The organism is Chlamydiota bacterium (genome assembly GCA_016178055.1).
Classification (GTDB): Bacteria; Auribacterota; JACPWU01; order JACPWU01; family JACPWU01; genus JACOUC01.
This window is the reverse complement of the sequence record JACOUC010000010.1, coordinates 1-26838: the sequence shown is the minus strand read 5'-3', so window position 1 is coordinate 26838 and position 26838 is coordinate 1. Positions and strand designations below refer to the sequence as shown.

Sequence of the window (26838 nt, the reverse complement as noted above, 5' to 3'; positions counted from 1 at the left end):
AATTACGTGCTGAGCCCCAAAGTTATTGTAAAAATTCTCTACATACTCACTTCTCTTAAGTGAGCTGATCGGTCCTGATCCTTAAGACGCTTCATCGTCTCTTGCCATTGATCTGTCACGGAGAGAGGTTTGAGATCTGGATTTCCAGTTTCCAAAAGAGCGCTCGCTTCATCAGTTTGGAAATTCAACTGATTTACCATGATATCCAAAAGATGAGCTTTGTCTGTCCCATAACAAATAATCATAAGATCAGAAGCAAGATTAGTCCCATATCGAGTTTCATCAAAAGCACCTGCGATATCTTGATAAAGAGTCTGATTCTCTTCATGGGCTAATAACCAGAATTTAACATTTGGAATATTAAATTTTTGCTTCAAAAGCGCTGTCGTTTCAGATTGATTCTTACCCTTTAAATCAATCAATCTTTCAGAAATACCCAATTTTTCAATCTTATCACGATCCTCTTCAGAGCGTCCCTCTTTGCGATCGACAAAAATGACGCTATCCGAAGCCAAGGCATCCGCAATCTCTTTTCCTGAAAGACCTTCAGCCTTCAAAATGTGATCAATATCAATCAACACACGAACAGGTTCTGCCCTTACATCAAGCAATTTTACAACAGGACTAAAGACTCTATTCTGGAAATTCCTCAATCCCCGCTTCAGTTCAACAAAAGCGGCAGCCCAGGGAAGATACTGAGGTTGAGAAACCGCAACGCCTTGGTTTCCACCCTGACGGCTTTCCATCTCTGGTTTGCCTTTGGCTTCTACTCGAGCATTTAAAATTTTAACATTCTCTACACGTAAAGCGGCCTCAACATAGACTTCCTCTCTATCTTTATTGGGCTCGGCTAAATCCGATTGAACACCTGCAACATTCTCTTCCAACCTCACCTCCGCAACAATGGCTCGAGACTCTAGATCCAAAGCCGCATCAAGCTCATGAATCTCATGCCGCTTCCCAGCAATAAAGCGGCCTAAATCTCGATATAGCATCTTAACTTCAGCACGATTTGCTCCAGTCGCTTTAGCAAAGCTGGTAACTGCCCTGGATAAAGTCATCAATGTTTCGCTCACATTATTGCTTTGAACATAAGATTCAAGAGATGATTGATTAATAAATTCCTGTTGTTGGGCCCAACGCCGAAAATACTCGAATATCGAAAGTTTCCGAGCAACAATCACATAAATATCATCTGCCGTCTTTCCATTGACTAAAGGATAATCTGAAGGGAGTGAACCCGCTCGCCATTCTTTCTTCCCATTTGAAAGACCATACGTCTTCACAATCTCAAAGCCAGAAGAGAGAAGGCGCATCATTTCTGCTGGAGCACCGTTATCAATTCTGGAGCCCTGAATAACGAGAATTCCATCGTCTTTTAAAATGTTACGATATTCAGGAAAATCTGTATCACTTACGAGAGAAGATATTCTGACTAAATCCTGAGAGGCTGCTAGTGGCCATCTTTTCTGATTAGGATCTGATGTTAAAAGAATACTTCCCCCTCGTTCAGGTAGAGGACGAGATGCAACCCCAAAAGATGGAATACTGGAAGATGCCCCATAGCTTCCTAGAGATGTATTATAAGGAGCGCGATGTTCCATAACCACCGTAGTTGCAACCTTTGGAGGCAACAACCTTGCCCATCCGTCCTGTCCCGCATCATAAACATTCGAGATAGGTCTTCCAAAAATTGAAAGAGGAAAGCTCTTCACATATAAACTCTTTTCAGCCTCAGAAATTTTTCCCATGATTTGAATATAGAGATCAAGTGAAACATTTTTTTGACGAAGCAATTTTAAGGTGAGCTCGACATCTCTTGCTGTTAAACTTTCCTCTGAGGCACTTACATCTGCTTCATGACCCAGTTCATGGAAGACAGAAACAGCGAAAATGATGTCCCGAATGGCTTCCAATTTTGCTCGAGCCATGGGCTTAGAAGTCTCAGGATCTATCAAATCAGTAAAATCCCGTGGAATATTTGGGATGGCCATATTGAGTCCACCTGAACGATCCCGCTTGTGATTTTCGGCAAGATTTGGTGACTGATCAAACGCAGCAAAAATCATTGGACTTTGGTCAGTTGTCCATGTATTCAAATGACCCAACATGGTTTCACGATAGTCGTGGTCCATCAGAGCCAAAGCAGAAGTTAGAGTTGTTTGAATATGTCCCGCTCCGCCCATGGGGGCTGTAAATTGGCTGTCAAATAGAACCGTCGCCGGATTAACACTTAGCTGAGTCTCCTCCGAACCCGAAAGACCTACTTCTGTTGTCGCGGGCCAAGAAAGATTGACTATTTCATGAGCTGAATCACTTGAAACCGTACTTTGAATCTGGGCAACATCCGTCACCCCATTTCTTGTAGACGCCTGGGCATAATAATTTTGGTCTGTAGCTCTATTCTTATGATTGCGATTCACTTCGCCTTGAAAGGGTTGGTTTCTAGCCGGTTCTGATCCGTTAGCAGCCAAAGCAGGTGCACGCGAAGATTGTCCAGCCTTGCGCTCTCCACTCAAAGTCACTATTCTTATCTTGCCACTAGAACTTGTGGTAACGATATAGTTTACAGATGGACCCGCCGTCTGAACTTGTGGAATAAGAGCTCGAGGGCTAATGGTTTCACCTCCATTAAATAAAACCGACCCGTCCTTCATTTTGTCTAACTCTTGAATAAGATCATCCATACCCAAAGGTCTTGCAATCCCAGCACTTTCTGAGGTTGCAATTTCAGCGACCGATGCACTCCTCATGCTTTCTTGATAGGTTGTTAAGGCCATTGGTTCAACCGAAGTGAAAATTGTTGACCAGTTGATTTTCTTTTTTTCAGACTCCGGAGTTACTACTTCTTCTTTCCGAGCCCTTATTTCACCCTCCTTACGAACCAAATTATCCATCGTTTGACAAATCGCAACCACCAAATCTGAAAAACGATTTAAACCTTTTTGGACGTTGATTTTTTTAGAATCTCCTAACAAATTTGAAATGACTCTTGTTTGCTGATTAACTTGCCCTATTATTAAAATATCAAAATCTCTTTCCAAAGAATTAAGAAAGGGCGTGATCTGCCTCGCAATGAAATTGTTTACAAAAACCGCCGCATTTTTTGGATGATCCAAAGGCATTAAATCTAAATAGGTCAGGTAAACCAAAGCTAACCTATTTCTTAAGGCTGTGAGCGTAGGCTGATTCGCAAAAGATGCACCACGAACTCGCGTAAGATAGTCGTCTAAAGGAATGAATTGGATAGAGGCAACCATCGATTGCAAATCAAGACTGCGACCAGAAGCTGCTTCCTTATAAGAGCTTTTTTCACCTTTTTGGAGAACTACGTTATCCATTGTGGCACGAATGGCAACCACTAAACCTGTTAAAAGCTGTAAACCTGAATCTGTAGACGAAGAATCTTTCAGTAGCACTAAAGCTGCATTTAGCTGGGAAGAAAATGCTTCTTCCATCGGAACACCCAATCCATTCAGTGTCTCAATCAAAGGCCTGAGCCCTTGATTAATAAACTCAAGTGCAAGAGGAACTCTGTTTGATGAATTCGCTTTCATCCGACTTACGTATATTTCATAAGACACTGTGAGTCTAACCCCTAAAGTTGTTATCGTCTGAGGTTGGCTAGAAATAAGCCCACGACTTTTCTCTCCTGAAATAGGTTTCGAAACAGCCAAACGCGGCGTCTTTGATTTAGTCTTTGCTTGAGCAGGCTTTTCAACTACTTCTTCTTTATAAGACGCCCTTTCACCTTCTTGGTCGACTAAATTATCCATTGTCTCACCCAAAGCTACCACCACACCGGTTAAAAGTGCTAAACCGCTTTGCACATCTTCTGGAGTATTTAATAAAGTTGATACTTGTGTGACCTTGGAAGAGTAAAAATATTTTACCGGGACACCCAAGCCGTCCAACTCATTTAAGAGGGGATTGAGGCTCTTTTTGATAAAATCCCTCGCAAAACCAACCGCATTCTCGGGTGAAGCTATCATTAAATTGGTGTATTCCTCATAAAGAGCTGAGAGTCTAATTCCCAAAGCTGTTATGGCTGGCTGATCGGTTTCAGGGTGTTCTGGATTAATAACGAACGCTCTAAAAGTCCTATTAACACCTTTATTGGCTGTTTCTCGGAGCGCGACGAGTTGAAAGAGAGCGGGAATAAAAGACATCCAGTATCCAACAACAGCCCCAAGAGAAACTGCCTTTGCAGCTTGATCGCCATAAGCATTCTGATGATCCAGTTGCCAGAGAATACTATCGATCACTAATTTTCTCAAGACAGGTGGCAATATTTTAATCCAAGACATATAAAAACGATCGGTTAATAAAACTTGGCCATTATAGCGGCTGATATGAAATACCATTCCGTAGGGAACAAACGCATAAGTTGGATCACCAAATATCTTTTCTGAAACAAGCTCCATGCGTTTCATTAAATCATCCGCCACCATCCACGTAACACCTTTTCTGGTAACCGGTTTCCCTTGATAAGAATCTTGCCAGTTACGTTCTCCGAGACGGCCATCATCAAGAGCTTTATATTCTTCGGCAGAAGCACTGTACGCAACCAGAGGATCTCCTTCGCTATTCTCAACCCCCAAAATTTCTGCAAGCCCTGCATCAAAATAACTTTGCTTGGCAAGACGAAGAATAGCAACCTGGATAGGGGACAATCGCTTTCCTGTAAAGTGAATCCCATGTTGATCGTCAAAAGCAGCTTGTACATTTGTCTCCACCCCTCTTTGAGGTTTGGGGAACCCCTCTGAAGCAGTTGAAACCACAAATCGAGCTGTTTCGTCTACCGAAGAACCTTGAGGATTGAAAATCTCCGCAACAATTCCCTTCTTGGCAAATTTCTCTTCTTTGTTTCTAACCTGAACCAATTCTGCAAGCATTTTAGCCGCCGTAGTTCCTTCAACAGAAGGGTTACGGGGAGCAAGAAAAACCATCTTTCTTTTGTCAGACATTTTTCTTGCCGCTTCACGGAAAAGAAGCATGGGGCCTGTGAGATGTAATTTTTCAAAACGCTCACGCTTCGCTCGATGAGCGGTCATTTGCGTTTCAAATTTATCGGACTTGCTTGGATCCAATTTTTGATCAAAATAAAATTCAGAAAATCTGGCATCGTCAGAAGGATTACACCCCACATAGACTGCGGCGTCAAACGATCGATTTTCAAAAAGACCCATAATTTGGCCTTCCTTAGTAAAATCAACCGTAACAACTTCCACACGACCGTCTAATTGGGAAATGATATCCCTTGTACTTCTCCGAATTCTTGGTAGAGCAAGAACAATCTTTTTGGCTCCAGCTAAAGAATAAGCATCAATCAAATTATTTAACTGTTTGACAGATGTATTATCAAAGTCGGAAGCGGCTAGAAGGGCTGTTCTTCCCTCAAATGCACCTTGAATATTAAGATGTTCAAGGTTAGGAACATCCTTAATGGGAGGCTCTTTATGCCTCGGCAAACTTGATACAAATACATCATGCTGACTATTGCTTAACGGGTCTTGAGCAACCTGGGCAACCCTGACTCCCACATCCTCATTGGTTGGGGCAGTTAAAGGAAGAATAAGTTTAAAATAGAGCACGACATTTGTAAGCTCAGGGCCCCATTCATTTTCTCTTCCCATAATCTCATCTTTTGAAAGCTCAATTTGTGTCCAGAACCAAGCAACAGGATTTAATACATCCGCCGGAATATCTTTAGGGCGTGCCTCAAGTTTTTTAACAGTCCGAGCAATGGGTCCATCTTCATTTTGTCTAACAGCCGTTTCAATGTCTGCCTTCATTCGAGCAAGATGCGCGTCTGTCAAAACCCCATCCTCAATCATTTTTCGAATATTATTTCTTAAAACCAAATCCATTCTTTCACCCTTAATCAAACTGGGCTGGATGTTGCTCACATAAATATTTTCCTGACCAAGTCTCCCGGCAACCGCTAAGGTACAAGCACCCAAAGCAGCCTTCGTCCCAACATAAATCGACCGATCGACATAGGGCATTCTGGAATATTCGGTCACAACATTTTGAATGACACCGCCCCCATACCTTCTCATCAGAGGAATCACTCGTGCCATAAGCTCGAGCGGCCCATGAAAATTGATTTGCATAGTGCTATCCCAGCCATTTGCAACAATGGCACCCTCAGGAGAACGTATATCCTCACGATGAATCTCATCCGTTCTCTTAAAACCACCGGGAACTCCAGAATTGTTAATTAAAACATACACTGGATTTTTATCTTCACCATTCGCTCTAGCTTCTGCTACAGCTTGATCCACCATTTGCTTAATTTCTTCGGAAGAAGTTAGATCCGCCTTAACTAAAGAGGCGCTTCCACCAACGGCTGTGATACGGGCGGCTGATTCCTCTAAAGCATCGACTGTTCTGGACCCCATTAAAACTGTTGCCCCTGACCTAGCTAGCTCAAAAGAAACTGCTCTGCCAATACCTTTACCTCCCCCAGTGACAAGCGCCCTTTTACCTTTAAGAGCCGGATTTCTCTGCCAATCCTGTGCAGAGCCTCTTTCATCAGGTTCAAGAATCTTTCCATTGATATGATCTACCCGATCGGAGGCCATATAGACAACGCTATTCACAAGACGCTGCATATTACCTGCTTTCTCATCTATACTTCCAGGTAAGATAACATTTGCGCGTATTCCTAAATTTCCTAAACGAGCCTTTTCTTTCGGATTGGCTTTTGCTTTAGCTATGCCTACAGACTTTACGAGCCCGAGTTCCGCAGCAAAGGAGGTAATCGCCGCCTCTACTCCTTCTCTGAAAACAGCTGCACGCGCCTTTGACAAGGTATCTCCACGAAATTCTGGTCCCACAACAATGATTTGACCTTTAGATTCTTGATAACCTTTCTGAAGAATTTTATCTTCTTCTGCCGTCCAAACACGAGTGATTCCGTCAATGAGTCGATTAAATGTATGTTTTGAAGGATCATCAGAAGAAAGCAAAGACTGAACAACTTTAAGTTGATCAATCGCTTCCTGTCTTTCCTCATCGACCCAAACATCATTATCCTTTAGCTCTCCCGTAAGAGGTTTAAAATATTTTTCTACGCGCCTTTTAAGGCTCTCTTTTTGAGCTCTTTCTAAGCTAGAATTACTGATCAACCCCATAAGCCGCGTCTGTTCATCCTCCTGAAAAAATTCCTTAGGCAAATTCCTTTCAAGAAGTTCTACAAAATGCTCAAAGGTGTCTAAGCGTGAATCCTCCGGATTACGAACTTTACTATACATCATGGCCAAAGCTGCATAACGGGTCACGCGAATGGGCGCTATTGAATAACGCATGACCATTTGTTGCATCTTTTCGGATTCCATGGTCGAGTATTCTGAGGCCGTATCAGGCTCTCCCGTAACATGATAAACTGCATTTGCGTTCTGACCATATGTTTCAAAAAATTTCATAACAGAAGCATCTTGATTTTTACCTTCTACATCTCCCGCAGCTTGAACAGGATCAATCGAATAAATGGTAATTCTATCAGGGATGATTCCAAAACTCTGTTTTAGTAATTCGCTATTCTCCGCCCCAATAATGACGGTTGCCCCTGCAGCCGCCAATCCCTTCGCAACAGCAACCAACTTCTCATGACCCTCTTGAGTCGCTGTTAAGACAACCCTACGCTTCTTTAAATCAGGAACTTTTCCCAACTCAGGAACTGGAATGACGGAAGGTGAAACTTGATAATCAAGTCCTCCGATAGAGACAACTTCACCATGAATAGGATCTCGAAACTCATTCGAAGTCATAAGCATAATAACTTGGGCTACTTGATCATCTTTAACAAACTCCCTCGCATGGAGACCTTCAGTCGCCTTTCTAATATCTTCTGGCCTTTGAGTCTTTCCATGCCGCCTCCGCGCCAAAGACCCTAGAGGATAGACAACGCCATCAATTCTATACCCTTCAAAGGGCCCAGGATTGATCGCAGCAACGACGACATTGCTCCTTTCTCTAACTTCTAGAGCAAAAACACGATTTAAAAAAAGTTTCATGGCCTGAGCCATGGTATATGGTGTTCTAAAAAGATAAGGCCTTTTTTCGTATCGCGTTGGAGACGTAAAATAAGTTCCAACATTAATAATAGTGGCTTTCCTTTCAGGATCGCTCTCAAGCAGTTTTGTGAATATAGCTGTGGTCTTTGTAACATGAAGATGAATCAGCACGTCACGGACAAATCTGCCCATGGGTATCATGGGAAGTGATTTCACATCCCCAGAAACTCCGGCATTATTAATCACAATATCAACATGACCGTGTTTCTCTTTAGCTTTCTCAAAAAGAGCCAGCAAGTCCTTTTCTTCAAGAACATCTCCGACAACATAATCGATAGTTCCACCCGCTTTTTGAACTTTTCCATCACTCACACCTAATGCAACTGTCTTTTCTAGTTCCTCAGGCCTACGCCCATTGATGTAAACGTGAGCACCAGCCCTTGCATATTTCATAACAGTTTCTTGCCCTAAACCCGTTCCACCGCCCGTAATAATGACAACCTTGCCCTTAAACTGCTTTTCATCAACAATCCCCTCAATTTCAACGCCATTGGTTGTTCTCCATTTATCTTTTAAAGCTCTCTGACTGTTCATTTTCTCAATTCTTCTCAAAACGATATAAAGATTTTCCAATTTATTTTTTGCTTGAGTAAATTTTTCTTCTGCCTCATTAACCTTTCCTTCTTTAGCGAGAGTCTCCCCCTCATCAACCAAATTGAAAGCTTCCTTAAATCTTTTAGCAACCGCAGTCCCAGCATCAGCAGGTGAAATCTCTAAAAAACCAAGAAGTCCCCTTTTAATCGCTTCGTACCTGGAAGAATCCAACACTTCGTGCTCCCCTAAATTGTAGACCAAATCCCTCACAAGTCCGGTCATGGAAGGGTCTTCAATTATAACGGGCTTCCCATTCCCATTTTCCCCTGAATCCCCACTTCCTGCACCCTTCTTTTTCCCGCCCCCCAAAGCCAGTCTTTGTCCACTTTCATGCGTAATGTTGTGAATGAGATGGAGTCGTGTGTGAGATGCGCCATAAATCAAAGCAAATCCTCCCATCAAAACCAATGCAGCCAAGAGAGGAGGCGTCAGTGAAAAGGGCGCAACAGCCGCAACACCCGCAAAAGCTGAAGCAACATAGGCCCAAGAGCCTGGAACAAAGAAAACAAGAAGGACTACGGATAATTTCAGAGATGACTTAATAGCTGAAACCAATGCATTCGACTGTGTCTCGTAGGCCGCATTTCCAATCTCTCTTTTCCCTTTATGAAGCCATGTAAAAAATACGCCTGAGATGAAATAACTTGAAAGAGAAAAGGCAAGGAGAAACAGAACAGTCGCTATGATGGGCGACAACCCTGCATTGATCGTCAACAAAAAAATGACGATCGAGGGAATCAATACAGCAAATGTTAAAGCAAGACTTTCCCAAATCGGAGCGATGTATTTTTCATAAACTTCATTGACCGCAAATCCTTTTTTCTCACCAAAAATGCTCTGGAACAAAGAAAGGAGATTGACAAGGCTCATTCTGCCTTTCCGACTTCCTTGAGGTCTAGTGCCTGCCTTGACGTTTTCTTCTTCTGGTACAGCCTTCTGATCAAAAACTAATTCGATCTTATCTTTCAATTTTTGAACATCTCCAATGGATAGCATTTCCCCAAGGGCAGCAAGATCACGAATCAACCAGTCTTTCAGCAAATGGACATAAGAAGGCCCATCATTCAGTCCCTGTTGAAACAATTCTGCAAATTGAGCAACATAAGAGTCAAATTTTTCCCTCGACAGTTTAGGATTCTCACGATATTCTTCTGCGAGGTTCCAGGCAAGTCCAACAAGTCTTTTCCCCACATTATGTAGATCATGATTAGCTCGAAACGCATTAATAGAAAGTAACGCACCCTCAGTGACTGGCATATTGTACCATTCGCCTCGATGCCTATCTGAACTCCCCATGAGCGCTAAAATGATAAGCAAGCTCTCTTTATTAGCGTTATCAATAATGCTTGAATGAGCAAATCCATCAAGCAAGTAACCCTGATTGTACTCATCTACGAAGGATTGAAGTTTCTCTTTCGTAACAGGACTTCCAAAAATTTTGCCATATCGCTTGGCATTCAGAAACGTCCATCGGTTCAATTGGGCGAAAAATGGATGCGTATTAATATCGTCTCCCCTCTCCCAACTCTCTTTTTCTGGAACTTGGACTTCAATGGATACGGGATGCTCTTTGAAATATGCAATCAAATTAGTAATAGGAGCTATTTTTTGGATTTCCTCTTCTGAAAAATTTTGATTCTTCAAATGAGCAAGCTCATGATTGGCCCATTCCCGCCTCAATTCTACTGAAAGGCCTCGGATGACATCGAAATGTCTCCTGTCACCGTAGAGTTTTTTCCCAAATCGAGTTGATGGATGTGTTATAAGATTAGGCTCAAAGTCGACATTAAAATGCCTTGCGACTTTGATCTGCTGTTCTATAAAGTCAGTAAATTCATAAATTTCCACGCCAAATTCCTTTAGTTTTCCGTCGGGGTCTAACTCAGCATACCTCGCATCATCGGATTTCAATAAGGCGTGTTCCGCTTCATATCGGTCAAAATATCTCCATATCGCTTCATCTACGACAGCATCCTGCTCTGGCGTTAATGCGTCTCCAGTTACTTGAAAAGCCGTTCCACCGATGGACTCGACCACACCTCTTTGCGGCAATGGGGGCGATTCCTTTTTCAAGAAAGCCTCTATAAATTTACGCCCATCCAAGGGCCCGACAATCAGCTCTCCAAAAGCCCTCGCTTCTGTTTTCAAACCCTCTGAAATTCCCAGCTCTAAGCCTGTCTGAATCGCCCCTAAAGCCCTGTCCACGGAATTTCCGCGTCCCATCTCTATATTTTGTTTAATAATATCTTGAATTTCAGGATTTCGTTCCCAGACTTCTCTGTGAATATCCACCCGCTGATCCCAACCGCGAATCGCTTCATGACGAGCTTTCATCGCATTAGCCAAAATCCCTTGACCCGTTCTTGCATACTCTAAAGCAAGCTCCATGGCCCGAGATAAGGCATCCGATCCCGCCAGTTCATCCACCAAACCAAGCTCCTGAGCCTTGGAAGCTGAAATTCTTCGCCCATTCAAAATGATTTTTACGGCCTCAATCAAACCTCTTTCTCCATTCTTCCGATAGAGAAGTCTGGGTAAGCGCTGTGTCCCGCCAAAACCAGGAATCAAACCCAAATTAATCTCAGGCTGACGCATTTCTGCCTTGGCCGAAGCTACACGATAATGAGCCGACATGGCAAGTTCTGTACCACCACCTAAGGCAAAGCCGTTGATGGCGGCGACAACAGGAACATTCAAAGCTTCCAACCTTGCATAAATAGCTTGAGCTTTCTCGGCAAGCTCCCGACCTTCTTCTCGATCAATGATTTGCTGCAATTCCTTGATATCAGCTCCTGCAATGAAGGCCTTGTTGCCCCCTCCTGTGATTACAATGGCTTGAACGGAAGATTGTTGAGAAATCCAATCGATGGCTTGAGTGAGACTGTCCAGCATGACTGTACTCATGGTGTTCAAGCCCTCTGCATCCGGAGTTTCCATGACCAACTGGGCCACCGTCTTATCATAAGAAACGGGATAAAGCCTCACCTTTACCGTTGCAAAAGTCTTCTGTTCAACATTCCACTGCCGATAAAGATCACCTTCTGTTTTGATTCCAGGCGCTTCAGGAGCTCCGACACGCACACTATTCGTTCCCATGACGGAACCATCGAAAAGCTCCTGAACGGCCTCAGAAGCCTGCGACCACTCAAAGACCTGAGGAGGAGCTATTCTTAATTGGCCTGTTTCTAATTTTCTCTCCACCACCTGGGCTTGAAACGAATTAAAAAGATGTGTTCCTAAAATGCTAAAATTTGGAAAGTCGATTGTCTTTTGATTCATCCACACATCGGGAGCATAAAATCGGAAAATGTGATTTTCAGAATCTTCAAGATAAACCACACGGCCTGTTATGGGACGAGCCAGCCAAGCAGAAATGCCCAAGGTGTTTTGTCCAGATCTTTCCACAATTACGTCCGGAAAACCCTTCGGATTATCCGCTGTCTTTAAATATCTCTTTACAACTCTCCCAATGATTTTGAGTGTATGCTCCTGATAATAATATCTCTTCTCAGAATCTACGGTGGATTTCCCAGAAGCATCTTTAATATCCAGATCCGGCATTTCTTCGGGCCATTCAAAGGATGGATCCGACTTTAAGGTTTCAATCGATTCAATACCTGTCAAAGCCTTTCCAAATCTCCTTTGAAGATAAATTTGCTCTTGAACCGTGCGAGTTAAAACTACCACCCGGGCCTTTTTCGAAATCGCAGCTTTTATGGCTTCAAGCCCTACTTCATCAATCCCCTCCTCATCAGCCTCAGCCCCGTAATAAATAAGGACGCCTTCTCCAGGTTGAAGCTTATTCTTTTTAAAGGCTGCATCGGCCGATCGATGGCTTAGCTTGCCACGAAAACTTAAAGTAAATCCCTTATCCGCTCCGTAATAGACGAGCTTTCCTCCTTCAGCCAAAAGCTCCACATTCGCTGCAAACGTGGGTCGCCCCACCGAGGCATTCACCATATCGGCCAATTGACCCTCGTTACGCTTCTTAAATTCTTCTTTAAAGGCCCCGGCCGCTTGCACCCATTCCTGATATTTTTCAGATTCTTTCTTGGGATCAGGCACAGGCTGCCACAAAGCCCTAAATCGAGGATCTGTTCTCAAAATATATGCGTCTGCCCCATACTCTTTTGCAAATTCTCCTCGGTCAGCTGAGGAGACCAGCCCCGTCACAACGGCCCCCTGCATGTCGGCCACTCCCACAGCCAAATGACCTGTGCCTCCGGCTGCTCCCTCCCCATAGACCCGATCCCCTCCTGTAACCCCTGCCCTATCCACAATCGCCTTATAAACGGTTCCCAAATCCAAATTATGAGCACTGGCCCCTTCCAAGGTTAAGTTTTCAGGCTTACGAACCCATTGAGGACCTTGAAATCTTGCGAATTGGGCTAAAGTTCCATCCGGAGTTTGATAACCTTTAATCTTGAAATCTGTCGCCATGGGATCGTAACCCATGCGATAATCCAAAAGGCCAGATTCTCCAGAGTAATTGAGAAAGACCTGACCTACGGAAGCAATCCCTGAGCGTTCGGCTTCCGACCCAATGGCCGCTGTAACAAAAACACCGTCCGAACCTGAGATATGATAATCCTGATCATGAAAGTTGAATCCACCCACATTGGGATCTTCACCCGCTGCGACTATATTGCGCGTAATACCGGCATAAAGCGTGTATCCAATGAGCTCATTGACTCCAAGGCTGGGTGTCGGAGCGATCATTTCATAATAAGCATCTTCAGGCTGACCATAGACAGGCCGGCCGAATCGATCCTTCACCACCGCCCAAGCAAACATATAGGGAGGAAGCTTCTCACCAGGAATAAAGGGCTTGCCCAAGGGCCAAAGGAGGCCTTCAGTAATCAAGGAATTAATCGCGTCAGCACGGATTAAACTGACTTCCTCAAAATCCTCCCAGGCCTGAGCCCTTTGAACTTCATCTAAACCTAATTTCTCCAACTCTTGACGAACAAATAGACCCTCATCGAGCTTCTGCCTCTGGGCCTTTTGTCTCAAGCGCCGAACCATTTCATAATGGCGTTTAGCCTGGGCCACTCTTGTTGCATCAAAACCTTTCCCCTCGAATCGGCGACGGATAACCGCCTGAGCCTCTTTGGGTAAATACATTTCAAAATCCACTTCATGAGGGTCTCCAGCCTGAGCTATTTCACGAGTTGCTTTTCCAATCTCTCGCTTTTCAGCAACGCCAAAAACTGCTGCAATCAACGCATCTGTCCCAGTAGGGCCAGGAGGTAAAGATTGGGCGGTGCGGCTCAGTCCCTCGCCAAAGACCTCCTTCAAGATATCCCCATCCTTTGCTGACACTCTTGCTCTCATTTCATGATCTTGAAGTTTTGTGTAAATCTTGGCCAGTTCAGTTCTCGACATGGCTGCAATGAGTATTAGGAAACGTCTCAAGATTTTCTTACTCTGCGTCAGAGGAAGATCCGCAACATAAAAAATCTCCGAGGGTCTGGCAATCTTCCCTTTCCCCTCCTCTACTTGCTTACGAATCTTAGTGTCCAAGTCGGCGGTTGGTGTCTCTCCAGGTTGCAAAATCACAAAGGCTACAGGGGTTTCACCTTTAATCAAATCCGGAATACCAACCACAGAACATAATTTCACCTCATCCACCTTCCCAACATGTGCTTCGAGCTCTTGAGTGCCTATCCGATGCCCACTGACGTTCATCACTTCATCAGCACGTCCAAGAAAGGTGATATACCCGTCTTCATCCATTCTGGCGGCATCACCAACCCGACGCCATCGCTTACCATCAATAACGACTTTGGTTGGCCAATAAACATCACGGAATTGATCTGGCTTCTTCCAGAGTCCTCGAATCAAGGATGGATGAAGACGGGTAAACACTTCACCAACTTCACCTGGTCTGGCGTCACGAAAGCTTGTAATATTTCTATCCTCATCTATTTCAAGTACTAGGACTTTAACCTCACTAAAAGGGGAAGGAACCGTTGAAGCATCAGGCTTCTGAGGCCTACCCAATGGATGAGGAATAAAATCACTAAACATTCCATCCTCCGTCTGCCAAAAAAAGTCACCGAATTTTTCCCGATGCCCTTCCAAAATAACCTCTTCCCAGAAAGCTTGAACATAAGGATAGAGCGGTTCAGCGCAAGAACAAGAATATTTAATGTTTGATAAATCCCATCTTCGAACAAGATCTGCATCCCCCTTTGAAAAATCTCGAACAGGGGTGACTCCCGTTTTGTGATAGTTTATTTTATTCTCCGAGAGAATCTTCCAGATACGATCTTGAGTTGGCCAGTTGGGAATTCCTTCATATAGAAAAGAATGCATTCCATTCATAAGTGGGGCATCACTCATCGCAGAATTTCCTGTAATCCAGCCGTCGTCCGCGGCAACATAAATGCGCTCACCCGGTTTCACCCCCCATGCAAATTTCATGGAATAACTGATATTAACCAAATAACCTCCTGTTGTATGATAGGTCCCCTTGGGTTTCCCTGTTGATCCGGAAGTAAAGATCACAAAAAGAGGTTGCTCGGCCGGTAAATGGGCTGGGGCAAATTTGGTTTTGCCTTCGGCTTCCATTCTGGCCATCACGTCATTAAAATAAACGTCCCGACCTTCTCTCATGGGAATTTTTGCACGCTCACGGGGTGTTCGCTCAATGACAACCATGTGGTTGATTCGGGAAGGCATGTTCTGGGTCTGGGTGCCCAGAGAGTTTTTGACCTGCTCTCTTTGAGACACCTCAATGCCAGCGCCTTCCAGCACTCTATTTAAAATCTTTTGAAGATCGCCATAATAAATCGTGATCGATCCCTTAATCTCTTTTTCAACTTGAGCGGCAAGCGCGGTCCTTTGCTCACCTTCAATTCCAATCTCTGCCAACGCCTTTTCAACAAAGGCCCTTACATTTTCGAGTGGAATATATTCTTCAAAGGCCTTATCGACGACCTCTTCTTTATATTTGGTCATTTTGCCGGTTCTAAAACCTGCATTGACCGTGAGAACGACCTTGGTATTAATTTGATGGGCTCGATCCGAAAGTTCTTGAGCTGCTAAGCCTGGAAACACAGGCGTAAAGACAGCTCCAATTCTCATACAAGCAAATCGCGCGACCTTGGCTTCAATCGTGTTACTCGCGGTATAGAGTGTAACCCCGTCTCCTTTGCCAACACCCATTTCAGTTAAGGCATTCGCGAACTTTTCAACCATGCCTAAAAGCTCAGCATAAGTAACGGTCTTAACCTCTTCGGCATTCCCTTGATCATCCGCAGGGTCACTGATCCATGTATAAGCCGGCATATCTCCCATGCCTCTATTCACCTGCCGATCCAAAATTTCATAAGAGGCATTAAGTTCGCCATCTTCAAAGTAGGTGAAACTGAAATGCCCTTCAGCATCTTGAGTTTCAGTGACGCCTTTAGTTGGTTTCCTAAACCATTCTAATTCTTCATGGGCCCGGCGCAGCCAAAATGCGCTGGGATCGGCTCTATAAGCTTCTGCGATTTTATCCCAATCTCCGGGTCCTTGAATGAAGTAGGGATCTTCGACAACTTGACTTGCCTTCTCCTCTTCAGACACCGGTTTCACCTCTTCGTCTAACATTCGACTCATCAAGTCATAATCAACCTGGTCCATTTGTCCCTTAAAAGCAGGCCGTACTCGATCTGCTGTTTTTAAGAGCAACACCGCTTCTACTCCGACAGGATAATCCGGATAACGGGTCAAGGCCTTGGCCGCTCTCAGCTCACGGTGATAGGCCTCGGCCAAAGAAGCTTGCGAATTGAGATTCAAAAGATGATTAGTCAAATGAAGACCCACAGGGGAACGCAACTTCATTTTCCCAAGCGCTTCTCGAGCAAACTTGGTCTTTAAATCGCTTTCTTCACCGCCCGCAGCCTCTTGCAAAGCCTTCACAACATCCTCGAAATTAGCATGACCAAAAAGTTCTCGGAAAGTCTCTCTCGAAGTCAAAACGGCCTTAGGGAAAACACTGAATCTCTCAAGTTCTCGTTTGAGTTCAGCCGGATCAACCGTAGGTCTGGACCGCGCAAAATTTCGAATGGCCACCTCCAAATCATTCAAAGTTTTGTGCGAAGTATAAACATCCGCCAAGCCATATTTAACAGCCTCTCCCCCTGACAAAACGGCGCTTGTAAACCCCATCCATTTGGCAATGGCCAGCCCGACTCTCTTGGGCAAAAGATGCGTAGCCCCCACGTCTGGGAAAAAGCCTAGCTTTGTCTCGGGCATGGCAAATCTTGCATTCTTTGTCGCAATAATCAACCCCGTCATGGCCAGTCCCAAATGACTTCCCATGGCAGCCCCATTCACTAAACTGACAACAGGTTTCGTTTTATGCAGCTCAGCAAAATCATTGTAGAGGGCATACTCATAAGCATAAAATTCATCAGCTTTCTCTGGGTGTCCATCCAAAATATCCTGACGAGTTTGTTTAATATCTGCTCCTGTCCCAAAGAAACGACCCGTCTCATCAGAACTTTTTAAAATAACTGTTTTCACTTCAGAATTTGATCGAACATGATCAAGAATTCTGCGCAATTCTTTGAGCATGTCTATTGTCGTCGCATTTGCAGGCGCACGATTGAAAGTAATTATTGCCACACCATTTTGAAATTGATACTGAACTTCATTTGAGCCAAGAGGTCTAGCTTGAGTCTCTGAACCCTTCCCATGTAAAACACTCAGCCGCTGCTTCGTTGAATCTTCTTTTCCTTTGCCAGCTCCAACACTGAGACGTTTGTTACTAGGACTTTTAATATTATGTTCTTTATGAAGGGCCGTATGATAATAACGATAAAAAAAGGCCCAAATTGGATGCATCAATAAAATAAAACCTGCCCATACCCCTACCGTTGTTACACCCACGACTGATAAAACGATAGAAAGAGCGGCAGTAATCAAAAATACCTTATACAAGCTTCTCCTAAGTGCAATCTCATGAATGAGATGAAGCGGGTTCGCATGATCTTTTAAAAACTTAAGGATTTTCGCTTTGTCCCCATCTGATACTTGAACCAAATTCAAATCAGCAACTTCTTTGAGTCCATACACTTTAACTGCGTCAATACGACCATCTTCAATATACCGCTCACCCTGACCACCTTTATCACTTAGAAGAGCCCAGATCTTTGAAACATCACCCTCTAAACCTAATTTTCCTAAATCCTCTTCACTCACATACCCACTGCTGATATCCTTCTTGCCCTCATGTTCTTTGGTAAACCAATCCGCAACCTTTATTCCTGCATTGTAAAGAGGAAAAGTAGGCATAAATAATATAAAAAATAAAGCCACTACTACAAAGTGGAATTTCGATCGGTCAACAGGACTCAATAATGCGAAGCGATACATCGCTAATGCAAATAATACTGCAAATATAATAGGAAAAAGACCTTGCCATTCCGAAAGAGCTTTTAACCAAATCTTTCTAGTCAAAGATGAACTCTCACGCCCAGGAGCAATCTCGGTTTCATAAAAATCAACAGCGTTATTATATTTTTCAGCAAAGGTATTTCCATCTATTTGAAGCCTACTTTTAAAAATTTCTTGTAAATCCTTTGGAACTTCACTCCACTCTCTAGGTAATTGATAGACACTTAAACGACCGCCTAAAGCAGCAATATCCGTACCATCATTTCCCGAAGGAGAAGCTGGGGGTTCCTCATTATTTTTAAACCCAAGTCTTACGAGAAATGCATTGATAAGCGCATCATCATTTGAATAATTCAAAACTTGAAGAACCCCTCGAACATATTCTGCTGTAAGTGGGGCAAATTCAGAATTACGAAGCAAAGCGGATAAATTGGCACGGGTTACAGTTGTTTCATCAACAATAGCTTTCACCCATTTTTCATCTTCGGGACTAAGAGAAGGTAAATCACTTGTACTATCCAAAATTTCTTGGGCACGTCCGCGTAAAGCACTTGTTATTTGAGCATGCACACCCACCAATCTCTGAACTTCAGCCTGAAAATTTAAATTTCCAAGTGACTTGGCTTGTGCGACCCATCTAAACGGCGCCAATGCTGTCACATCCCCACCTAGAATTCCAAATTCATCTTTCATCTTTTTGTAATATGCACTTCGGTCATCATGGCGGTCCATGCGAGGTGAAATGACCCAGTAACCGATCTTGGCCTCTTTTAAAGCTGCTTTAAGACCCTCTGTATGAAAGCCTCCTATCACCAATGCCGCATGAGTTAATTTCTTATCAACGAGAAGCTTTGAAGATTGATCATAAAAAATATGATCCCGCTCAAGAACTTGGTTGTAAAATTTTTCAGCCAATTCAAAAATACCGTCAAAATCGGGGGATTCGTAATCTATTGATTCCTTTTTGGCTAACTGACCTAGCCGAAGCAGAAAACTTCCCACAAAGTCGCTAGATCCAGCTTTGCTCGAGGCTCGAGGCTCGAGGCTCGAGGAAGAAAAAAGACTGCTCGAAGCTCGAGGCTCGAGGCTCGAGGTAAATGCTTCTCCAGTTTTTGCTTTTGCTTCGAGCTTCGAGCCTCGAGCTTCGAGCTGCTTGATATCTTCCCTCTTCCCTTCCAAACTCACAATGCGCTTTAAAAGAGAAAAATCATTTTCAAGCTGTAAAAGTTTCTTCTCTGAATCTTTTGTGGCCAGGGCTCCTAAAATTTCCCCTTCAACTTCTTTCATTTGAGATTCTAACTCTTCCCAGGATACTTCTTTCAAGAGCGCCATCTCTTGGAAAAGAAGTTTGAGATTCTTAAATTCGCTCGAAGCTGACCCTTTGCTCGAGGCTCGAGGCTCGAGGCTCGAAGTAAATGCTTCTCCAGTTTTTGCTTTTGCCTCGAGCTTCGAGCTTCGAGCCTCGAGCCCAGTCATATATTGACTTAGAAAAAGATAATGATCCTGCTCACTCTCCCGCCCAAGTCGATACTCTAGAACATGTCTCAGAATTTCTGTTGATTCTTCTTTAGGAAGCTTCTTTTCCAATTCGGAAAGAAAAGCGAGGTATTCTGTTTCGACTGCTTGGAGATTGATCTTTTCTTCTAGGGATTTCATCGCTAGATATTTTTCGATCGCGGGATATTGAGAAAACTGAGATTGCTCCTGCCTCGACTCGGTCGACCCGAATCGAACGAGGCGGGTCGCTTCGCTCGCAATGACGGGTTGGTCATTTTTATTTTTTCTCCGCAATCCGCAATCCGCAATCCGCAATCCCAAATATGTTACATATTCTCCCATCTCCATCTTAAACTGATTATATTGCTCCCGCTTCTCAATGAAATCTCTTAATTCTTTTGAATAAACCTTACCCTCTAATTGCTTAAAGAGCGTTTCTAAATCCTGCCAGACATGCTCTTGCATATCCTTTTCTTCAAGAAATTGCCCCATCAGCTTGACGTTATTAAGATAAGCGGATAAATCCTCAACACCCACCCCTTCCACTTGATCAGGGCTTTGAGTGATTAAAAAGGATTCGACTCCATCAATGCGATTAGCCTTCAAAAATTCTTCCTGGGCAAGGTCTAGCGCTTTTTGGTCAGGGAAATTAGCAAAAGGAGAGGCATCCATAACGCCGGAGGCTGCCTCGGCAAAAACGTAAAAGCGGTTAGAGGCTAATACTTTGCTCGAAGCTGACCCTGTGCTCGAAGCAAACGACGGGCTCGAGGCTCGAGGCTCGAGGCTCGAAGCAAACGACGGGCTCGAAGCTCGAGGCTCGAGGCTCGAGGTAAATGCTTTTCCAGTTTTTGCTTTTGCCTCGAGCTTCGAGCCTCGAGCCTCGAGCTTTGTTTTAAGTATTTCTAATATTCTTTTAATATTTTGCTGAGCCTGGATATTGCAATGGATATCTTCAACGAGGAAAAGAAGCGGTCTGTTCGGAAAAATATTTTTTTCGGTTACTTCCCCAACATCATTTGGGATTTTAATCCTTTCAAGAAAGAGAGTTACATCTAAATCTGCCCTTTCGAAAGAAGCCGAGCTTTTGACCTGATTTGGGCGTGGAATGGGACTGACCATCTGGGAGTCTTGACCAAAACTGAAGTTAATATCATAGACAAGAAAAGAAAAACAAAGAGCTAAGCTAATGATCTTTTGTCCGATTTTAAACACAAAGAGCCCCCCGGTTTGAGATGAGATTAAAACTAAATTTGTCTAAATTCCTCCTTAAAATTCAAAAGATAAGACACACTAAATATCAAAAAGGTAAAAAATTATTTTAAAAATCTTTAAAATTTTTATATTGCGATGGAAGTTCTTCCCATCATGTTTTTCGTAGCCACCCGATTCATCCCCCCACCAATACAGCTGTTATCTTTAAGCACGCTCGTAAGCTTATGACCCGTGCATTGACCGCTAAACAATCCCGCCACCTTGGATAGATTGGTGGGGGAATGAATCGGACAGTCCGTGCAAGGGAGAGCCCCATAAATGGGGCGACTACAAAATGGGGAATCCCGCTTTGTAGAACCACACTAGAAAATCTAGCAGCAGGTGGCTCCGACCCCTACTCGGCAACGATTTGGGGACGATAAACAGGTTGGTGAACCTTTTCTGCTTTCTCTTTAGATTGTGGCGAAAAAAACTTTTTAAGAGCTTCCAACCAACGAGAGGGTTTCTTAGGTGTCATTAATTTTAAAGTCCACTCGGACGAATGTGCCGGAAGCTCTCTCAAAAACATCTGAAATTTTAAACTTTTCATAATTCCCTTAAGAAAACAGGGAATATGGACAACTCCAACAAAACAATTTCTAACGGATTGGTCTTTAGCCCATTGAAGGAAATAACTGAGGAAAACACTGCAGGAGTAACTGACCCCTCCAAAATCAAAAATAATTCTTTTTTCTGTCTCCACTACTTTTTCCATCATCTTATGGAACATGTCCTTAAGATCATGGGAATAAATAAATCTGCCTTTCATTCGAATTAAAGTATAAGGTAAAGCGCCTTCATGCTTTTCTAAAGCTAGAACCCAATTGTTGACGTAACGATTATCCCTTCCTGCAAGATCTTGCAGGACTGTATTCGTCCTCATGTGAGTACCCCCCTTGCTCAGTCCCCATTCAGTTACCGGTTACCGGTTACCAAAACATATTACATGTTTTATTGGACTTTGCAAGTTTCTTTCTCCCGCCCCTTTTAAATACAGTTAAAAGTTTAAAGTTTAAAGTTTATGCATGCTTAAGTTTTTTCCTTAAACTTTAAACTGTCTTTATCTTTTTCCTTACACATTACACCTTACACATTACACCTTACACATTACACCTTACACATTACACATTAAACATTACACATTAAACTGTCTTTACATCCCTTCATATATATAGACACGGATCTTGATCAAAAAGTAAAAATTTTTATCTTGTTGGTAGAGAGTATGTTACATCGAAGATTGAGCTAACTTCTTGGCCCGTTCCCTCATCCCAAGAAGTTCAGTTTGCTCTCTAGCGCTAATCACTTGATGACTCCCTAATTGAGCCAGCGCATAAGGATCCATTTCTTGAAGTTCCTTCGCCAGCACCAAGGATTTCATATCCCCCTGGGCAACAAGACCATCTATGATCAAAAGCCGCGTCTTTTCATCGCTAATATCTCCAGTCACAATCCAATAAAGGACATTCGAAAGGTCGCCATACAGTTTTCTTTCGCTGGACGTAATTGCAAAGGCCAGCGCTTTAGCTTGAATGAGATCAACTCCCTTAAAAATTCTATTTTTATGAAGTCGATCATGAATCTTTTTACCAAGTCTTCCCCTCACAACAGCCGGATCATTGTGCTGGTAGAATTGAATGATCACATCATTCAAAATAGTTTTGACTTTTTCCCTTCCAAGTTCACTTCTCATCGCCTGAACACTCTCAAACCCTAAGAGAGAGGTCAAAACTTTCTCTCGCGAAACATTTCCAATCGTGACGCCTTCAGGCAAAACAATAGGTCTTACCAGTTTCAAAGCATTTTGACCATTGGGCAATTTATGCTTTTCAGCCTCGTCAAAATAACTTCTAAACTTTTTACTATCCGACTTGACAACAATTTTACCGTTCTCATCCCTGATAATTTGAAGATCCAGGGTTCTGTCGCTTAACACCAACGCCGTGGGATGTGTTTTCTCTTTCAATTGAGTAAAGAGCCCATTTAATTTCGACTCTGAAAGTCGATGATACTGAGTTCTCAAATTGCTCACACGCACCTGAATGACATTTCCAACCAATTGAATGCTGACGTAATGACCATCTCGAGAATCTCTAAATTTGATTCCATCTTTTAGACCCTTATAGCGACGAGCCAGAGAAAAATGCGAAGATTCAACTCTCTTAAATATTTCATCAAAGATCGCGTCATATCGGCTTGGATGGATCCCAGAGAGATTAAGATAAACCGGGGCCGCATTTACATTTGCCTCCGAACGACCTTGATTCACCACACGATAGACTTCATGGAATCTACCTTTAATATCACTGGAAAGACCAAGCGCTAAATCCGCTTCTTTTCCGCCAAGCCGCAGCCCACCCTCTTTTTGAATGACCAATATCTTAGACTGATGGGATTTGACAAACTGTGCTAGATCATTATCAGGCTCTCTTGAAAGTCTAAGTACACTTCTCAATGCAGCAAAAATCCTCTGGTAAGGAGCGCCTCGACCTAAAAACTCTAACCCTTCAAAAAGGGAGAACAAGCTCGATAGATTCCTTCCAAGACCTGATTTTTCTAAAGTCGTTACCAAAGCCTTAATGGATAAGTAATGATTACGCCCTTCCCCACCGTAAAGAGTCATCAAGTCGGCTAGAGTTAATTGAGCAAATTGATCAAAAGTCGTCTCTTGACCCTTTTGAGGTTTATAATTTTCCTTATTTTTATACGACGTCACCATCCCCTCAAAAACCTCTAAAGAAAGATTTCCATTTCTCCAACTATTAGCCATGAGAAGAATGGTCAAAGCGCTTACACGGATATGTTCTGATTTCGCTGCCTCTTCAATCTTTTTTCCACCTTGCTCAATTTGAGCTTCACGTGAATCTACAATTTTATTAACACTGGTCATAAAATCCGCAAAACTCATTTCAGAGAGAATCATGCCTAAAATGGCCCGCTCAATCTCTTGAACGAGGGGCTTATTTTCTTCTAGGCCCAACTCATCATCTTTTAAATTTGTAATTGCCTTTATAACAACACGAAGGGCAATCTCTTCATCCGTTGCTTCGCTAAACGATCGGTTCTTGACTCGAATAATATTGGACAAACCTGGTTCTGGAACAGATTCTGACCGTGACGTTAAAGCTCGTGCAACAATGAGTGCTACAGTTCCTGTAACACCAACCGTAACAAAACCGGTATCCCCCATCAGAACATGTGCAATCGCCCAACTGTGATGAGCCACAACAGCCACCTGAGTTGACACAGAAGCAAAAGCAAGAGAAGGAAGAATAGCTGACAAGAAAGCGATCATGAGAAGCAAAGAAATTTTAGTGAATCCACTCTCGCCACGCTGGCCTTTTTTCGAAGCGGTACTTCCCCCACGCCCAAATTGAGAAATAGCTTGAGATAAGCGCCTTGAAAAACTTTTTAATCCTCTTTCACTAGTTCCCTCACCAGCCCCTACCCCTACGGGTCTAACATTCCAAGAATTACTTCCTCCATACCACCCACCCACTCTTTGAGACTCCTTCACTTCATGACCAAACTGAATATCCACTGAAAAATCATCTGAGCTCGCCTCGACCCAAACCGAAACCTTCTTCACAGGTCCAAAACCAGGAGGAACAATAAGTTGATAAGGTGCACCAGTTTCTGTAATTGGATTAAGCATCCCCGTCCATTCTTGACCTAATTCATTTTCAAAAACCATATACAAACTTTGTATATTTGACCCGCGAGACCAAGCCACATATTGAGTCAAATCTAACTGATTTTCTGGCGCCTGAATCTCTAAAAGGCGGTACCCCACTCCAGGCTCAAAAGGTATTCTCTTATTTCTATCTTTAGCCGCTTTGAGCTCAAGATGAATCAATCCGGGGAGCCCTGAGCCAATATCCGCTTCACTATCCTCCCACACTGCCGCATTTCCAATGGGAACTAAAGTCGTATCTCCGTCAAAGAAAGTTGCCTCTAAATCATGATTTTCAGAAGGACTGAAGCTGCCCTTTATATTTTTCATCAACTCTTCAAATCGATCCTTCCATCGATCTCGAGCTTTTTCTTTTCCCCTTCCAGGCTCCTGAGACCCTCCTTCTCCGCCTGTACCAGAAGACCCTCCCGTTGACACACCGCCCTGTGATTCATTTCCCCGAATGACATGCCAAACCCCAGGCGTAATCTCTACCACCCTCGGCTTGACTCGCCTTGCCTCTTCAGAACCTTCTGGAGACCACAAAGGAGTCGAGGGGGGATACCCCGTAAATCCCCAGGCTCCCCAAGCAGCGTAGGAGAAATATAAATCATTTTGATAAATAAGATCTTGGCAAGTGGCATCTCCATTGCAAGCTTCTAAATCGCTTTCAACCTGCGTTACGACCGATTCCTTCACATCGTCTCCATAAGCACGAGTTGCAACTTTGGTCGCATTCTTCAAAACCTCATCCTTATTTAAGTCGGCATTATCATCCACTTCATATCCTTCAAAAAAAGCGTAAAACTCACTATCACCATTCGGATTAATGGCTGGACATCTCCAAGTTTTTTTAGTTCCGTCGGCGGATTTATATTCAAATTCAATCCACAACTGCTTATACGCATCTGCATTCGCCCAAAAAACAAGTGCCTTTTTTGTCACTCCATCGCTTGGATCAACAACATCAATCGCATAATCATAGATATTGACAGGTGCATCAAAGGTCCAATCATGCCCAAAATAAGTATCTTTATTCCCAGGGATAAACATCGAACCACTCACCGAATGATTATAGGCCGGAGAAATTTTAAAATAACCATAGGTATTCGGATCAAGAATTTCACTCTCAAGAAATTCTGAGTTTGAATATCCCTCATTGGTAGCGGTAACAGCCTGCTCAAAATAACTCCCCTGATCATTCGCTCCCGTGGTAACCACTGGAAAACCATTCACCGCCCAATCATCCGCCGCAAAAACCTTCCTGGCAAACATAAATTCAAGGGTCGCATTCTCACCTGTCCCTGGATCAATCGCTTGGTCATTGGTAATAACAACTTCAAAATAAGCAACCTCTGACAATATGCCAGGATAGGCAGCTTCAAACGCAGATTTAGGGATTTCCCAGGTATCTTGAGTGCCTAATACTTTAACCGCTTGAACCTTAAAATATTGGCTCACCCCGCTAGAATCATCAATCGTTTGAACTCCAAGCCAAAAACCCGTCACGTCAGAATTTGGAGAGCTAGCAACAATTGTAAAAGTATCATCCCCTGTTGTCTCTTCTGAATAATCAGTCCCAGTCCCAAAATCATCCGTCGCCTGAATCTTTGCAACCGAAAACCCATCTGGATTTCCAAAATCATTATAAGGAAGCACCAATGCACGGTCGTCCCCATCAGTACCATCAAGATTGACACCCGTGCAGTTGTAACCCATTGGAGGTTCTTGACACTGTATTTGGTTGTGTCAATCGCTAGTTTGATCGGTGTCCCAGTCATTAAAGTGCTGGCAATTTTGTATTGGAGCTTCACAGGCTGGCCTGTCGCTAGGTCCGTTACCGTTAGGTCTACTTGTAGTTCGCTGATCGTTCCCCCAGATGCTGTGATCGAAAAACCTGCCCCTCCATTGTCTTTGATCGCTTGCTCTTCTGCAGCAGTTAATGCTTCGTAGATCTTTTCATCGATGTAAACGTTACCGGTTGTGTCCGCTGTCGATTTCGTGATGTCTATACTGACTGTTCCGTTCGTTCCATCCGATGTTTCACTGACGATAGCCGTGATCGCACTGTTCGTCGGATACGCTGCCGTGTTCTCTGTTTCACTGATAAAGGTGTTTACCCCTTCAGCCACTGCATCGGATTTTCCCACAGGGACTATCCTTGGGGCCTTGAAGGTGAGCTTGACGTTCGTTCCACTCATTTTTGAGACGTCTGCAGTTGTAACCCATTGGAGGTTCTTGACACTGTATTTGGTTGTGTCAATCGCTAGTTTGATCGGTGTCCCAGTCATTAAAGTGCTGGCAATTTTGTATTGGAGCTTCACAGGCTGGCCTGTCGCTAGGTCCGTTACCGTT

At 43.5% G+C, this 26838-nt stretch carries 3 protein-coding genes; all 3 read right to left on the bottom strand.

The genetic code is table 11. The annotated features are described in order from the left end of the window. Window positions 1–38: 38 nt before the first annotated feature. Window positions 39–20771 carry an SDR family NAD(P)-dependent oxidoreductase gene (locus HYS07_01285; GenBank protein ID MBI1869808.1) on the bottom strand — a complete coding sequence of 6911 codons (20733 nt, stop codon included), beginning with the start codon at window positions 20769–20771 and terminating at the stop codon, window positions 39–41. A 394-nt stretch (window positions 20772–21165) separates the two neighbouring features. Then, window positions 21166–21693, bottom strand: a complete 528-nt coding sequence (locus HYS07_01280) for a hypothetical protein (GenBank protein ID MBI1869807.1) — start codon at window positions 21691–21693, stop codon at window positions 21166–21168. 345 nt (window positions 21694–22038) lie between these two features. Next, the gene (locus HYS07_01275; GenBank protein ID MBI1869806.1) at window positions 22039–26142 is read right to left on the bottom strand and encodes a hypothetical protein; all 4104 of its coding nucleotides are present in this window, start codon (window positions 26140–26142) and stop codon (window positions 22039–22041) included. Window positions 26143–26838 lie beyond the last annotated feature (696 nt).

Bases quoted from the DNA above. Each gene is read 5' to 3' on its own strand.
- HYS07_01280 (MBI1869807.1), bottom strand. From the start codon at position 21,693: ATGAGGACGAATACAGTCCTGCAAGATCTTGCAGGAAGGGATAATCGT.